The following is a 15367-nucleotide window of genomic DNA, read 5'->3' as shown; positions in this document are numbered from 1 at the left end:
TTTAAAATTTTTTAATTTAAAATTCCTCTAATACCAATATTGAAAAAGACGGCACCAACTAGGCCAATAGCTACTAATAGGGAAGAAATTGGTGCTTCATTAAGCTTTGACTTTATTTTATTTAGAAAAAGCTGCAGTCGATCTTTAAACACTTTATTAATTCCTAACAATAATAAGGAAGGAAGTACCATCACAAGATTGTATCCAATTATTACAAATATAGAAGAAAGTGAATGAACCGCTACATGATTCAACAAAAAAATCGAATAGAAGTAAGGCAATGCCGTTACAAATTCAACAAGAAACACAATAACCCCTAAAATAACTATCCCTTTAATGGATGTTTGTCTTGGAATCCATGACGTGAGACGTTCTTTTGTGCTCTCTTTAGGTTTTATAAAACTAACTAAAACAAGAAGTGTTCCAGCTACAGTATAAAACCAATTGATAAAATCAAATTCAGAAAGATCTTCAATCAACTTCAATAGTCTATCTCCACCAAAGTACAGTAATAAACCAATGATGAAATAACCTAACTGAATAACAAGCAAGAATACAATGAGCCGAGATGATAACTGTTTTGGTTGTGTAAGTAATAAATAGCCGGTAACAGCAAGAACACCAGGACTTAATATATCAATTAATGCACAAACGAAAATGATCATTAAAACAGCAGATATGTCCAATGTTGATGAGGGCATCATCGCTTCAATCGTTTCAAACAATAAATAGTCACTCCTTTTAAAACCAAATAGCACACTGTGTTAAAAAGATAATAACACAGTGTATTAAATAATGAAAGGAATAATTTATATGTCAAAATTTTCTGGGACATGGGGTCAGTTTCCTCGTCCCGCTGTTAAACCGGGACAATGTTTCTGACCCCATGTCCCTCTCACTCTGTTAAACGGGGACACCGTTCCTGACCCCATGTCCCTCTCACTCTGTAAAACGGGGACACCGTTTCTGACCCCATGTCCCTCTCACTCTGTTAAACGGGGACACCGTTCCTGACCCCATGTCCCTCCTGACCCCATGTCCCTCGCTAGATAAATTTACCTATATAGGATAAAATAAAGATTAGTATTTTCAGAAAATATTATTACTAGATGTTGCTGGAGGAGACTAATGAAGGCGTACAAATGGATAGGGTTATGTATTTTAACATTAATTTTGTTGGTAGGTTGCTCTAAATCAGATGACGTAAGAGAAAGCAGATGAAACTCCAAAGGATTCAGAAGTAAACGAGAGTGTAAATTCAGAAGTGGAAACTGAAGAAAAACCAGAAGTAGAGAATGAATCAGCTTCTGAGGAAGAAGAACAATTGGTAGAAAACGACCCACCTTCTGAGGAAGAACTCGAAATACGTAGAAAAATGCTTGACGTGATCAGTTTTAACCAGTTGTATGAGAGGGATAAGCACGTAGAACCATACATGCACACAATATTTGTATCCGATGAAGATTACGAAAAAACAAAGAGTGAGATTCAAGAGAGATTTAAAAATTTCAACATAGACATCGATATTTTAGAGGAACCGAAGTTTGTAGAAGTTTCTGATACGTATGGAGTAGTCCAATTAAAAATAAGAAGTAGAGCCACTCGTGTGGAAGAAGGTCACTCGTACAGAAATAACGTAGCTGTACATGAATATTCACTAGTGAACGTAAACGATGAATGGTTAATAGAATCAATTGAAGTTTTAGAGGATACAGTTGAATACATAGATTAAAAGGCACCTTCATGGGTGTCTTTTCACATTTTATAAGAAAAAACTCCTATATTATACATACCGCATACGTAAGCTCTATCTACTCTATTTCGAAATATCAAAAATTAATTTCTTCCATTAACTACATCCTAGAGTTAATCAATAGATTCATATATAATAACGAGAGTATTTTAGGGAATAGAGGGTGCAACTTTGAAGGAATTCATATTAATCATAGCAGACATAGTAAATGGTATTCATGACCTTTTAAACGCAATGGCTAAACAAACTGGCCTTAATCTAACAGACAAAGACTTGCATTTATGGGTGTTCGGTATAGTAGGAATTACGTTCTTTCTCATCACCCATTTAATCTTTACTAAACTTGCAAAACTAAGCATTACTGCCATTTCTTTCATCTATACATTTACCGTGATGTTTATTCTTGTTTTCGCAGTGGAGATACAACAAAAAATCACAGGAAGAGGCGAAATGGATTTTGCGGATGCCGTCATTAGCCTATGGGGGTTTTTATTGTTCTTCGCTGCTTTCCTAGCAATAAAGGGGATTATTTTCCTTGTAAAATATATTTTAAAAAGAAAAGGGATAATTTAGTAAAAAGTAGCACCAGTAAAGGAAATCAACGCTAAAACCAATGGAACAAGTCCGCTCCATTGGCTTTTTTTTACATCTTCCGCTTTTACTGGCTGTTATCCTCTCGCTGCTCTGATGGTTCTTCTGATGGATCTGGTTCATCTTCATCTACACCATCACATCCAAATAATAAACCCATAGAAAGAATCGTTGATAGTAGTCCAAAAATATATTTTTTCTTCAATTCAGAGTCCTCCCTTCACTGATATCATTTTCGTGAATAGGTTACCCTAAACTTATAAGAATACTCGTTTGTTGGGAAAATATTTCAGTATAAATATATTGAATTTATTAAAGATATCTATGTGGCTAAAATAATACAAAGGTGTTGATATGGATGAATAAAGGTAGAGGCGTAATGTCTTCTTTACTTGCTGTAGGAGCAACAGGGGCAGTTGTTTATGGTATTTCAAAAGGAATTCAAAACGGATCATTCCAACGTTGGCAACAAAACATTTCAAATGCAATGAATAATTCACAAGTTAAGCAATTTATGCAACCTATAAAAGACATAACAAACAGCCAAGATATGCAACAATTAGCAACAAACCTACAAAGTATGAATAACCAAAATAATCAACAATCAGCTAGTAATGGACAAAATAGCTTTAACCAAGGCATTCAACAATTGGCTAGCAATTTACAAAATAGTATTAACCAAGACAATCTACAATCAGCTAGTAATGTACAAAGTGGAACAAATACCGAACAATACCATTCAGGTGGAAATGATTCAAATTATCAATAATTAACTTTTACAAAAAAGCGCCCATCCATAAAAGACTGGGCGCTCTTACGGTATTCTTTTCCTTTATCCATCTACACCTTTAAAACGTACATTAATTCTCTCCAGTATTCTCTTGTTTTATTTGTAAGAAAACTAATTTGGTTGTTCTTTGCACTAAAGGAGATTATTATACTTCTAAAATATATGTTAAGAAGAAAAGGGATTATTCAGTAATAGGAAGATCAGGCGCATGGAGTTCCCCTGCGCCTGTTATTATGTATGGTCGTATGAACTACTCTTGTTCTCTAAAATTATTTTTAACAAACTCTTCTTCCTCTTCTGGAGACATGATCCCATAGGCTACTCCGATCGTTCCTCCCTGCGTTCTCCAAATATGATTATGATGGTTCACGACCTTGCTAAAATCCCCTGCTTTCCATTCCATCGCTATTTCCTTTAATCTATCTACACCTTCAAATTGTTTTAATTTAAGGATCTCGATCAATTTATCAATATTGGCTTGACTCATCTCAATCGCTCCCCATTTTTCATCTGACTTAACCTTTTGATGAGTCATTTTATGCATATCTTCCATAATCGAATTCTTATCTGAAACTTCCGAAATAGATAATGTAACCTCTCCACCCATATACTTTGTTTGTTCTTTAAATTCTTCTCTGGCCTCTACTTGCGCCATTTCTTTACTCTCTTTTGGTTGTTCTTTATCTTCTAATACTATAAATGTTATAAATACTGCAGCTGCAGAAAATACGATTGCTCCTATAATGATGCTAGAAGTAACGATCCATTTTTTCATAAGATTCCCCCGTTTTTTACAATTGTAACATCTATCAAAGAAATGGAATAACCTTGTGTATTATAGAAGTTTCATATTGAACTTGAATTCCTTCAGATTCTCCTACTAAAAATAGTTTCGAATACATCACCTCCGCTATCACCGCAATCGACTTTATGAATGAGGAATTAAATTTTATAATATAAAATAAGAAATCAACAGTGCGGGATTGAATGAAATGGAGGACGAAGCAATGGATAAGTAACGTATACATCATATTTAATTTATAGGAGTTGGAAAATATATGACTGTACAAAATATTTTAAATGATATAGTGAAGGAACTGAACGATATACCTGGCATTGTAGGGATAGTTTTAGGTGGATCAAGAGCTAGAGGGAACAATCACGCTACTTCTGATATTGACATTGGAATATACTATGACGAATCAGCAGGTTTTAATGTCAACGATGTTAGCAAGGTTGCTACCAAACTGGATGATGAACATAGAGATAATTTAATTACATCACTAGGCGAATGGGGTGCTTGGGTTAATGGTGGTGGCTGGCTTATTGTTCAAGGTTATCACGTTGATTTCATATTTCGTGATATCAATCGAGTGGAACAAGTTATGGATGAATGCTTATTAGGTAAAATTTCTACTCATTACCATGCTGGACACCCACATGCTTATCTAAATGCTATGTATATGGGTGAAATCTCCATCTGCAAAATATTGGATGACAAAACGAAGCGAATTGCCAAACTAAAATCTAAAACCATTCCTTATCCAAAACCTTTAAAAGATGCAATGATTGGCTACTTTATGTTCGAAGCTTCCTTTTCGTTCATGTTTGCTAGAGGTAATGTAGATAAAGATGATATTTCATACGTTACAGGTCATTGTTATCGAACCATCTCATGCCTGAATCAAGTGTTATTTGCTCTAAATGAAGATTATTGCATCAACGAGAAAAAAGCAGTTCGAATGATTGAAAGTTTTGATAGAAAGCCTCAGGACTACAAGAAAAGAATAGATAAACTGATCACATTGCTTTCTCCAGATATAGAAAGCACAAGACAAGGACTTGATATGCTTCAAGATCTTATCTCTGAAACAGAGATTTTATTGAATAAGTAAGCGGAAATATATTTTATTAAGCAATCTCTATATCACGAGTGCAATTGTAAAACAAAAAAACCGATTCCATTTACGATAAGGAATCGATTTTTCAGGTTAGAAGTATGCTTAGTATACAAAATATCCGAAATGTTGACGGTACCCCATATAGCTTATCCCCTTTTAAGGGATGGTTATGACATAGCGTTTTTTACAATGTTGCGGTAGTAGCCTATGGTAAACAGAGCGAATACAAGATAGATAACCGTGTAAATCGCCATGGCGATGGATGCCGGAAACGTGGTGTCCGACCGGATCATAAATGAAGCCGCCTTGATAGCAAAGATCGAATGCAGCATACCGATCGATAGAGGGAGAAGGAACACGATGGCCTGCTTTCGTATAATGCCTTTCATGATCATATTCACGTCAAATCCGAGCTGACGCAACGTCTTAAAGCTCTGCTTTTCCTGCTCAGCTTCGGTCATTTGCTTGAAGTACAAGATGCTGCCGGTTGAAATCAAAAAGACAAGTCCAAGGAAAGCTGCGATGAAAATAAGCAGGCCTGTCATCTCCAGCACCTTTTTGTACTGTGTATAGTAATCATACTTTAATGGTTCATCATTGTCGTATTTTTCGTATATTGAGGAAGCTATGGCGAGCTCTTCCTTGTCCGGAACTTGATACGTATCAAAGTGAATTTTTTCATAATCAGGCGTACCGGCCATTTGTTCTGAGATTTTGTCCATCATCGCTTCTGACACTAGCAACTGACTGCCGGGTGCATTTAAATTCATGATGTTCCTTTCCATCAATGTCCTCAATGTATACATAACGGTCTGTCCATGCTGATCCAGCTCTATTTCGGTTGGATATCGCTTCGACTGCTCATCTAAGTCCCCGGCAAGTGAGGCCCCAGCATCGTACAAAATAGCTTCACCATCTGGCGGTACGTTGAGGTCTGCACCTGTTTGTTTAAGCTGTTCAGCTGGAAGCCATAACAAACTTTCTTCAAAGTTGTAGGATTCGTCATTCGGATCAAGGATGATGCCCATCGTCAGAACTGCTTCAACGACATGGTGATTAACATCGATGCCTTCCTTCTCCAGCTCCATCTGGAACGACAGCGCCTCCTGCTGATCGTTTTTAAACATAAAATCATAAGGGAGATCACGGCGGGTCTCATGCTCTACGGAGTAGTAGAAGGAGTAAGCCATGGAAATCAGCGTGATGGTCATGGCCGACAACAACGTAATCAAGGCAAGTGAGTTGGCATTTGCTTTCGTATAGTGCATAAGCGGAGCTATCGATAGGCTGTTTTTTAAGCCTAGGTGTCCATCTTTACGTCTACGGAACCAGTAAAAGCACCATCTGATCGTAACGCGAAACAATAAGTAAGTCCCTGTAACGATAGATCCGAGCATCAATAGTGCGTTGGGGAATAACTCTTTATCGATATGACCCGATAATTCATATCCGTATCCAATCAGCGCCAAACCGAGCAGGGCGAAAATAGCAGATGCCACCGCTTTTGGCGGCTTAGCGAGGTCAGGTCGCTTGTCTGCTTGAAACAGATCCAGAAGGGTGCTGCGATAAACCGTCAGCATCATCTGAATGGAAGTGATGACGATGATGAGAAGATAGACCATCACCGTTTTAAATGCCGCTGTTACGGAGAAGCTTATGCCGACAATCCCTTCTAAGCCGAGCAGATTCAGCAAAATCAGGACGAACAGCCTTGAAATCAACGCGCCGCAAATGATCGCAGCAAGTAGTGCACCTAAGCCAAGCAGTATATTCTCGATTATTAGATATCGGGCTACCCAGCCTTTGGAAAGACCAATCAGCTGATATAGTCCGATTTCTCGACTGCGCCGACGCAGGAAAATACTGTTTGCTGAGACGGTAAAGATTCCAACAATCACAATCAGCATGACTCCCGCAATTTGAAAGAAGACAACGCTCGTATTTGTCATATTCTGGACAGCCTGATCGTGCTGGAGTGAGGTGAAGACAAAATACAGGCTCATACTAAAGATTAGCGCAAAGAAGTACAAATAATAGTGCTTCACATTTTGTCGCATGCTGCGAAGTGCTAATTCAAACACTGTCAATATGGTCGCCCCCCAGTACAGCTTGCACGTCCAAAATTTCATTAAAGAAGGCATGTCTTGTTTTATCGCCGCGGTACAGTTCGGAATAAATCTTCCCGTCTCTTAGAAACACAACACGGCTGCAATAGCTGGATGCTACTGGATCATGGGTCACCATGACAACGGTGACGCCTCGCTGCTGATTTACCTTCTCCATCACGTCCAATAACGAGGAAGCGGATTTGGAATCCAATGCACCGGTTGGTTCGTCCGCAAACACAATCGAAGGCTGGTGAATCAGAGCACGCCCGGCAGCTGTCCGTTGTTTCTGGCCTCCTGATAATTCATGTGGATATTTGTGAGCCAGTGCTTTAATATCAAACACATCTGCGATGGCTGTGAACTCGCTTTCCACTTTCCGCTTGCTCATTTTGCTAAGAGAGATGGGCAGTAGTATATTTTCCTTCACTGTCAACGTATCCAGTAAATTGTAATCCTGGAAGATGAATCCCAGCTTATTGCGACGAAAGGCAGAAAGCTCCGTATTACTCAGCTTAGAGATATCTTTGTCATCGATTAAAATCGTTCCGTCCGTTGTATAATCAATCGTGGCTAAGACGTTAAGCAATGTCGTCTTTCCTGAGCCTGAAGGGCCCATAATACCGACAAATTCACTGCGGGTGACGCGTAAATCTATTCCTTTTAATACATGCTGTGTATTTCCTCTGGTACCATATGTTTTGTGGACATTTCTTGCATGTAAAACAGTTTCTCCTACATTCAACTGATCCATAACGTACCTCCAAATTATAATTGTTGCTTGATGATAGCTAAATTATACGGTTGGATTTTTCGCTTGTCGTACGTTTTACATGACAATCTGGCAAGCCAACGTGACAATATTGTGAGGTTCACTATTCCACAGAACAAAAGCGCAAGCGCCTTGAACAGCCACGACAAGCAAATGTTCTTCAACCAAGGAAGTCCGAATTTTGACTTCATTGGTTGAAGGTTATTTGACCTCGAGGGGCTTGACGCTGGAGCTAGACGTAGATAAACAAAATCTAATAGTTATCCACAAGTCAAAGAATTTTATAGTTTCCTAAGTAACAAAAACAGCCAGGCGCAATCCTGACTGCTTCATAGCAAGATATTACATGCCCGCCTCTCTTCGGACAGCTTCGAATGCGTTGGGATTGACAAAAGTTATTCGCATCACTGTACCTTTCATTTTACCCGGCAGCGCTTTGATAGTAATTCCTAATTTATCTGCAACGGTTTTTGCAAGATAGAGCCCTAGTCCAGTCGCAGCGTTTTGAATCCTGCCATTTTCACCCGTGAAGCCTTTGTCAAAGATACGCGGCAATTCGTGCGACTGTATTCCCGGTCCTTCATCGATTACATCTAAAAAGACTTGACCTGTCTCTGTTACATCCGTCACAATCATAATTGCCGTATTCGCAGGACTATATTTCACGGCATTCGTCAACAGTTGCCGAAGGATGAAGCGGCACCATTTTTGGTCTGTAATAGCCTTTACATCTGTTCCTTCGATTAAGACCGCCAGATTTTTTTCCATACACCATGGTGCCAGCTCCCGCACTTCTTCCGCGGCAAGGCGCTGTATGGAAGCCAATTCAAGAACATAATCTGATTCGATTGCGGGCAGACGTGTCATATGCAACTGACGGTCCACTAACAAATACACCCGCAACCATTCCGCTTCAATTTTACGTATTTCCGGATCACTTGGCAGGGATTCCAGCATTAGCTTCATAACGGTGAGAGGAGTCTTCACCTCATGGATCCATGAGGCCGTGAATTCATTCTCAATCAGTTGATTTTCTTTATAGTTAGAAAGCTGTTGTTTGAACTGAATGGTAGCCTCCCGTATGATTTCGTTGGTCAACTGATCTAGCCCGTTATCAGGTTCAGGAATTGTCTCGATCCAGTCTAAAACCTTGTCTTCCTGTAGAGCAGCCAATGCTGCGACATATTTTGTCTCTCTTTTGAAGCGCCATATAAAAAACAGGAGAAAGGACAGAATAAACGAGGCGTTAAAATAAAGGATAGAAGTAGATGAGACCTGGATGCCTTGATCAAGCAGGATCAGTGCATTGGCTAAGCCTAGCAAGCCCGCAAACAGTAAAATCCAGCTTTTCCTTGCATCAACGTAATGGATAAACATGGCACGGTTTCCCCCTATCAGTTGAAGTTCATAATCTCTATAAAGTGATGGCCATATAACCCATCCCTTTTTTTGTCACAATAGCGTCTGCCAAATCGATGGTCTCCAGCTTTTGCCGCAAACGGGTTATATTCGCCGTAAGGGTATTGTCGTTCACGAACTGCTCGTCCTCCCACAGCCTTCGTATCAAGTCGTGGCGCGAGATAATGACATTGTTCGATTTCACGAGCGTGATTAGTATAAAAAATTCATTTTTTGTTAAATCCACTTCTTTCCCAGCGTTTCGAATTACACCTCGGTTCAAATCAATCAAAGCGCCATTCCATTCAAGAATATCGGATTGCTCTTCGCCATAAGCATATGTCCTCCGGAGAAGGGCTTGAATTTTTGCATAAAGCACGTCTGTATGAAACGGCTTCTGGATGAAGTCATCCGCCCCCATGTTCAGCGCCATGACCATATCCATTGGGTGATCACGAGAGGAAAGGAAAACAATGGGTACTTTGGATACAGCGCGAATCTCGCGACACCAATGAAAACCGTCAAATTTCGGGAGTGTGACATCCATGATGACGAGCTGAGGCTGTTGTTCAAGAAATGAATGCATCACACCTTCAAAATCATCTGGCCTCGTGACCCGGAATGACCAAGCTTCTAGGCCTTTCTTCAACGCTGCAAACATAGCATCATCATCTTCCACAACAAATATGTTTATCTTCATAAAGCTAGCCTCCTAGAGACACAAATTGGACTATTCTAAAAAAGTAATTTGAGGTAACAAAGAATTACTACTCCATAATATAGCACAACAGATTAATGTTCCTCCAAAGGTAAAATGATTCGAGGATGGAAGAGCCTTATTAATCCGACCAAAATGTGCTCCTTTATTTATGATAAGCCGAACCTCTCTAGCCCATCAGCCATTAGAAAGCTCCAATATACGTCAAATGGGAAATGATACCTATACATGATGTGACTAGCTTAACCACTACCAATAAAACTGTCAAAAAGGACATAGCTTCCTAGAATGCTATGTCCTCAAAATCCCTTATAGGTTTATTAAGAGACCACAGAACCGTCTATTGTTTCTATCATTATCAACAGACAATAAATGTACTGTTGATTTAGATTATCAACTGCAAATAAGGAAGTTGCACCATACTGACACGCTTGTAATATTCATAAATTGTAGACTCCATGAAGAATTCCTAGAGTGAAATGGTTTACTAACCCCGCGACTCATAATTGCCTTAATTATATTAATTTTCCACAATACCTTTTCTCAAAATAACATTCGCATACAATGCTTTTTCGCTTGTAGTAACAACTGCATAGGCGTTTTTAGCTCTTTCGTAAAATGCCTTTCTATCTACATATTCAAATTCCACAACATTTTGGTTTTCCGTTTGTATGATTGTCCTGTAATCTTCCCATATGGATGGTAAGTCATTTAAATCATCAGAATCATTTTCCATTAAGCTGGCGCAATGGGCAACATGTGTATCGAGTGGGAAGAATCGTAAAATTGCCTCAAGTAGTTCTGGAATGTTATGCCCATCACAACGTAATAATCGCTGGGCGCAACTGGCCGCCGGAAAGTTACCATCTCCTAAAACAATCTCATCTCCATGCCCCATTTCTAATAATACTTTAAATAAGTCAGGTGATAAAATAGCTGGTATCCCTTTAAGCATAAATATCATTCCTTATCCTCTTAAAAATCTGCTCACCTGCACCAACCGTAACTGCATCTTTCCATTCTACTGTTCCAAAATCTATCAAGCTTATTTTTCTAATTGTTAATGAACCTGATAATACTTTCAGTTCCACTTCCATCCATTTATCATCCGATGTTAGCGTGCATGTCCCCCATGCATAGCCGTTTGACCAGAACACATTAGTATCTTTATTTTTAAAAGTAATCGATTGATCAATTGCTGAATATTGAAATCCTGTTAGTGCAAGTACCGCTCCCCAGCTTGCCATCGATCGAACGTAATGATGACCACATTCTGGTTCGTTAAATGGATTTCGCTTTCTCCCATCATATCTTGTACGAATATTTTTAATGATTTTAATACCTTCCTCTATTTTTCCCTCGTAAAATAAATGATTCGCCACTACATATTCCAAACCATTCCACACTTCACTAAAATATGGGAATGAATATTCAGGTTGTCCTCCAAGAGGATACGTGCAGGCGATGAGTCCGGGTTCTTCATTCATTACAAACGACCGCATGTGATTAAAATGACCGTACATATTGGATTTATCATTATATTTCATGATGCTCTCCAATGTCTGTTCCACATGACTTTTGTCTAAAAGATAACCTAATCCACAAACATGAGACATCAATTGTCCAACTAACTGATCTGCTAAACAACCTTTTCCAAGCTGCACTTCAGGATTTTCACAATTGACCGCTCCCTCCCCAGTTGTTAATCCAGGTGCAATTTTCTCTGGATCAAATGGTCGTACGTCCTGCTCATAATACTCACCATTAAAAAGGTGCTCATCCACCCATTTACTTCCTTGTTCAAACAAATGACGGCACTTTTTTGAAAATTGAATTTCTCCCATTTGTGTGGCTAACTCTTCTATGGCACGTAATGCTCCAAGGTACCAACCAGAAACTAGTGGATTGGGTCCATAAAATTCAATATCATATGTGACATGTTGCTGCCCTTCCATGACACCATCTTGATCGGCATCCCAGCCTCCTTGAATCCAACAAAACTCAAGAGCTTTCCGAGCATTTGGCCACAATCTTTCTAACATCACTTGATCCCCAGATAATTTCCAATCACGATATAAGCGCATCATCGTACCTAATTGACCATCTGCCGCAGTAACACCAAATGTCTGCGCACGATCTAATGGCAAATTTATCCGATGATTCAATAATCCTTGATCATTAACTGCATATTGAAACTCTACTTCTCGCATTCCACGAGCTAAATCACCAAATAGAAAACTTGTCACTAACTCATAATTCCATACATGGGAACAAGAACCTTGGCAGCTTCCGTGCGTATCCCCACAACCTTCCCAGCCATACAATCGGCCATCTTCTGTTCGAAAACAAGTTTGTGAGCGTAATGTAGTTATGTTATTTAATGCTGCTTCTTTGACGATCATTGGTAAATCGCTTTCAATAAAACTATGAACAAATTGCATTGTTTTTTTCTCTAATTCTTCTAATCTAGCAATTGTTTTTACTGCAACATCCCATGCATCTTTATATTGCGTACAGTAATAATTTCCAACATGCTGCACAGACTCACATGTACAAACTCCTCCACCACAACAAGCAGTATCTGGCCGTTCCACTTTTGGTTTTATTAAAATATCCCACGATTTGCGATTAGAAAAATGCCATGTTATTAGGAATGTCACCACTTTCGTTGCATGTGGTGCAAGTTCAACCCCTGCCGTAAGGGAAGCAACAGGGGCATGGGCATTTATATCATTATGTGCTTCCAGCCTTCCATCCAAGCTAAAATCATTCCAAAAATTCACCAACTTTTCTCCCCAGCTATGTTTTATATTCCAACCTTTCCATGCATTACTATACGTAACATCTTGTGCAGTTGTAGTTAAAGACATTGTTCCAAATTGCTCCGCCAACGGATCCATATCGTCAGCACACAAATATATCCCTTTCAAACCATCTTTTTCTTGTTTAAACGTATTCCGCTTACCGTTTAGCTCATTTATTCCGATAAAATTTTCCATACAACCAGCAATCGAAGCGGATACATGCTCATCCGTATTATTCGTTAACTCGAATTTCATAATTGCTACAGGAATGCCACTAGCATCCGCATCTCCTGGAATTAGAGGATTAAACACTCCGATGCGAACATCGACAGGCATATCTTCATCAGATAATTTCACTTGCCCAAATGGATATGCAGCAGAGAAGGAACAGTTACGAAATCTAGGAAGTCCATGGTTGCGAACTTGACAACCATATCCACCTTCATAATCCAGAGGATCAATAACTCCTTCCAACACCCTCGTTACTGGCTCCTTATTTTCCTGCTTCGTATACAAAGCGAAAAATGTGTTATTCGGTGTAAAGCCTTTAGCGGGGTGACTAAAAACTTCAAAGTCTTGCAAGTTCCCACGTCCACCAAGCGAAACAGTTCCCGTACCAATCCCACCTATCGGCATTGCAATTTTCCGAATATACTCTTGATCATAACATTTTAAAACGGGCCAACTAGCGAGCGATTGAGAATTACTTTCCATTGTCATCACAAACACACCACCAATTTTATATTTTTTATATTAATACAGGGACATTTGATTTATAAATCGCGCACGGTTCCATCCCAATGACCCATTAATTTTAACCTTTCAAACCAGTCAATGTAATTCCCTTTATAAAGTATTTCTGACAAACCATGAAAACAATAATACATGGTAGAATTACAACTGCTGAGGCTGCCATTAGTAAGCTCCATTCCGCATTGTAGGACCCTTGGAAATGTTGCAAACCCAATGCAAGTGTATAAAGGTTTTCATCATTCAAATAAATAAGTGGCCCGAAAAAGTCGTTCCATGAAGCTAGGAATGAGAAAAGTCCAACTACGATAAGTGCAGAGCGACTTAATGGCAAAATAATGTGTAGGTAGATTTTAAGATAACTAGCACCATCTACTCTTGCAGCCTCATCCAATTCTTGTGGAATCGTCATAAAAAACTGACGTAGCAAAAAGATATTAAAGGCACCACCACCGAAAAATGCTGGTACAATCAATGGTGCATATGTGTTATAGAATCCTAACGCCTGCCAACCTAGAAAAGTCGGAATAATCATCACCGCGCCAGGTAACATCATCGCCGTTAGCAGGATGCCAAAGATGATGTCCCTTCCCTTCCATTTAATTCTTGAGAAACTAAATGCAGCGAGCGAACTCGTTAATAAAACTCCAATTATATTTAAAATCACAATCGTAAATGTATTAATAAAGTATCTATCAAATGGTGCAAAAGACATCGCATCTGCATAATTTTGAAACTGAAATGGTTCTGGAATTATTCTAGGAGGAAGTTCAAATATTTGAGTTAATTCCATAAAGGAACTGCGAACCATCCATAACAATGGTAACAGGAAGCTCGCAGACAGGAGTATCACGATTACGTATACAATAGCTAATTTTATCCTTCGCTTTGTCTTCATTTGCTATTGTTTCCCCCCTTCATAGTACACCCATTTCGATGATTTAAAAATAAACGCTGTAAAGAACATAATGATGATAAATAATACCCATGCTAGAGCAGATGCATATCCCATATTAGAATTACTAAATGCTTCTCTCCATATATAGAAAACATAGAACAAACTTGAATTGTTTGGCCCGCCTCCTGTTAAAATATAGGCCTCCGTAAATACTTGAAACCCGCTGATGAACCCCATAACCGTTGTAAAAAAAATAGTCGGAGTCATCATTGGAATCGTAATATGCCAAAACTTATGCAGCGTATTTCCTCCATCTACCTCAATCGCCTCATAATAATGATCCGGAATACCATTTAAACCTGCTAAGAAAATGATCATATTCCCACCTACGCCCCAAAGTCCCATGATGACAATAGATGGAATAACGGTTCCCTCCGAAAATAACCATAAACTCGTCGGTAATCCTACTGAGGTAAGCATATTATTGATTAGCCCTAAATCCGGATTAAACAACCACAACCAAATCATCGCGGAAGCAACTACTGGAACGATGGAAGGCAAGTAAAAGATAGTTCGAAAAATTGCCTTTCCTTTAATATCCGTATTCAATAAAATCGCTAATAAAAAGGCAAAGATGATTCCAAGCGGGACGGATAAAAAGACGTAATAAAATGTTACACTAATAGATTTATAAAAAAATGGATCCTCACCAGAAAACATATTAATATAGTTATTCAATCCTACAAAGGACGTATTATCACTAAAAACACTATAATCTGTTAAACTATAAATCAAACTCGCGATCATAGGACCAAACACAAATATTAAAAAACCAAGGATGGCAGGCATGGCAAAAAGTAGCCCATTCACTTGGGCTGTATTTTTCC

15 protein-coding genes are annotated in these 15367 nt (G+C 38.9%); 4 read left to right on the top strand and 11 right to left on the bottom strand.

Features of this window, described 5'->3' with window-relative positions:
* Positions 1–11 precede the first annotated feature (11 nt).
* Positions 12–725 (bottom strand): GAP family protein, encoded by a 714-nt coding sequence (locus tag ACFPM4_RS15880; RefSeq protein WP_382353842.1) that lies wholly within the window; start codon positions 723–725, stop codon positions 12–14.
* A 539-nt stretch (positions 726–1264) separates the two neighbouring features.
* On the opposite strand from ACFPM4_RS15880, the gene ACFPM4_RS15875 reads away from it, so the two are divergent.
* Both ACFPM4_RS15875 and ACFPM4_RS15870 read left to right on the top strand, forming a co-directional pair.
* On the top strand, positions 1265–1732 hold the full coding sequence (locus tag ACFPM4_RS15875) for a hypothetical protein (RefSeq protein ID WP_382353839.1): 468 nt from the start codon (positions 1265–1267) through the stop codon (positions 1730–1732).
* Between the two features lie 192 nt (positions 1733–1924).
* Positions 1925–2326 carry a hypothetical protein gene (locus tag ACFPM4_RS15870; protein WP_144925275.1) on the top strand — a complete coding sequence of 134 codons (402 nt, stop codon included), beginning with the start codon at positions 1925–1927 and terminating at the stop codon, positions 2324–2326.
* An 85-nt stretch (positions 2327–2411) separates the two neighbouring features.
* Here the strand turns inward: ACFPM4_RS15870 and ACFPM4_RS15865 are convergent, their stop codons facing one another.
* A complete protein-coding gene (locus tag ACFPM4_RS15865) occupies positions 2412–2549 on the bottom strand; it encodes a hypothetical protein (protein WP_382353836.1) in 138 nt (45 codons plus the stop codon).
* A 153-nt stretch (positions 2550–2702) separates the two neighbouring features.
* Here ACFPM4_RS15865 and ACFPM4_RS15860 point away from each other — a divergent pair, with 153 nt between their 5' ends.
* On the top strand, positions 2703–3113 hold the full coding sequence (locus ACFPM4_RS15860) for a hypothetical protein (protein ID WP_382353833.1): 411 nt from the start codon (positions 2703–2705) through the stop codon (positions 3111–3113).
* A gap of 271 nt (positions 3114–3384) precedes the next feature.
* On the opposite strand, the gene ACFPM4_RS15855 is transcribed toward ACFPM4_RS15860, so the two are convergent.
* On the bottom strand, positions 3385–3909 hold the full coding sequence (locus ACFPM4_RS15855; RefSeq protein WP_382353830.1) for a DUF6241 domain-containing protein: 525 nt from the start codon (positions 3907–3909) through the stop codon (positions 3385–3387).
* Between the two features lie 283 nt (positions 3910–4192).
* On the opposite strand from ACFPM4_RS15855, the gene ACFPM4_RS15850 reads away from it, so the two are divergent.
* Positions 4193–5029 (top strand): nucleotidyltransferase domain-containing protein, encoded by an 837-nt coding sequence (locus ACFPM4_RS15850; protein ID WP_382353827.1) that lies wholly within the window; start codon positions 4193–4195, stop codon positions 5027–5029.
* A 173-nt stretch (positions 5030–5202) separates the two neighbouring features.
* Here ACFPM4_RS15850 and ACFPM4_RS15845 read toward each other — a convergent pair whose 3' ends face one another.
* From ACFPM4_RS15845 to ACFPM4_RS15810, 8 genes are all read right to left on the bottom strand, one after another.
* On the bottom strand, positions 5203–7116 hold the full coding sequence (locus tag ACFPM4_RS15845; RefSeq protein WP_382353907.1) for an ABC transporter permease: 1914 nt from the start codon (positions 7114–7116) through the stop codon (positions 5203–5205).
* On the bottom strand, positions 7109–7894 hold the full coding sequence (locus ACFPM4_RS15840; RefSeq protein ID WP_382353824.1) for an ABC transporter ATP-binding protein: 786 nt from the start codon (positions 7892–7894) through the stop codon (positions 7109–7111). Before ACFPM4_RS15840 ends, ACFPM4_RS15845 begins: the two co-directional genes overlap by 8 nt.
* Before the next feature lie 360 nt (positions 7895–8254).
* Positions 8255–9289, bottom strand: a complete 1035-nt coding sequence (locus ACFPM4_RS15835; protein WP_382353821.1) for a sensor histidine kinase — start codon at positions 9287–9289, stop codon at positions 8255–8257.
* Between the two features lie 37 nt (positions 9290–9326).
* A complete protein-coding gene (locus tag ACFPM4_RS15830; RefSeq protein ID WP_382353818.1) occupies positions 9327–10010 on the bottom strand; it encodes a response regulator transcription factor in 684 nt (227 codons plus the stop codon).
* 538 nt (positions 10011–10548) lie between these two features.
* Entirely contained in the window at positions 10549–10983 is a 435-nt protein-coding gene (locus tag ACFPM4_RS15825) for an RbsD/FucU family protein (RefSeq protein ID WP_382353904.1), read from the bottom strand.
* The gene (locus tag ACFPM4_RS15820; protein WP_382353901.1) at positions 10976–13552 is read right to left on the bottom strand and encodes a GH116 family glycosyl-hydrolase; all 2577 of its coding nucleotides are present in this window, start codon (positions 13550–13552) and stop codon (positions 10976–10978) included. Before ACFPM4_RS15820 ends, ACFPM4_RS15825 begins: the two co-directional genes overlap by 8 nt.
* Before the next feature lie 94 nt (positions 13553–13646).
* Positions 13647–14480 carry a carbohydrate ABC transporter permease gene (locus tag ACFPM4_RS15815; RefSeq protein ID WP_382353815.1) on the bottom strand — a complete coding sequence of 278 codons (834 nt, stop codon included), beginning with the start codon at positions 14478–14480 and terminating at the stop codon, positions 13647–13649.
* A 3-nt stretch (positions 14481–14483) separates the two neighbouring features.
* The gene (locus ACFPM4_RS15810; protein WP_382353898.1) at positions 14484–15329 is read right to left on the bottom strand and encodes a carbohydrate ABC transporter permease; all 846 of its coding nucleotides are present in this window, start codon (positions 15327–15329) and stop codon (positions 14484–14486) included.
* Positions 15330–15367: the final 38 nt, after the last annotated feature.

It is taken from the genome of Lederbergia graminis (assembly GCF_042655485.1).
In the GTDB taxonomy this organism is placed as follows: Bacteria; Bacillota; Bacilli; order Bacillales; family Bacillaceae_C; genus Lederbergia; species Lederbergia graminis.
This window is presented reverse-complemented; position numbering and strand designations above follow the sequence as displayed.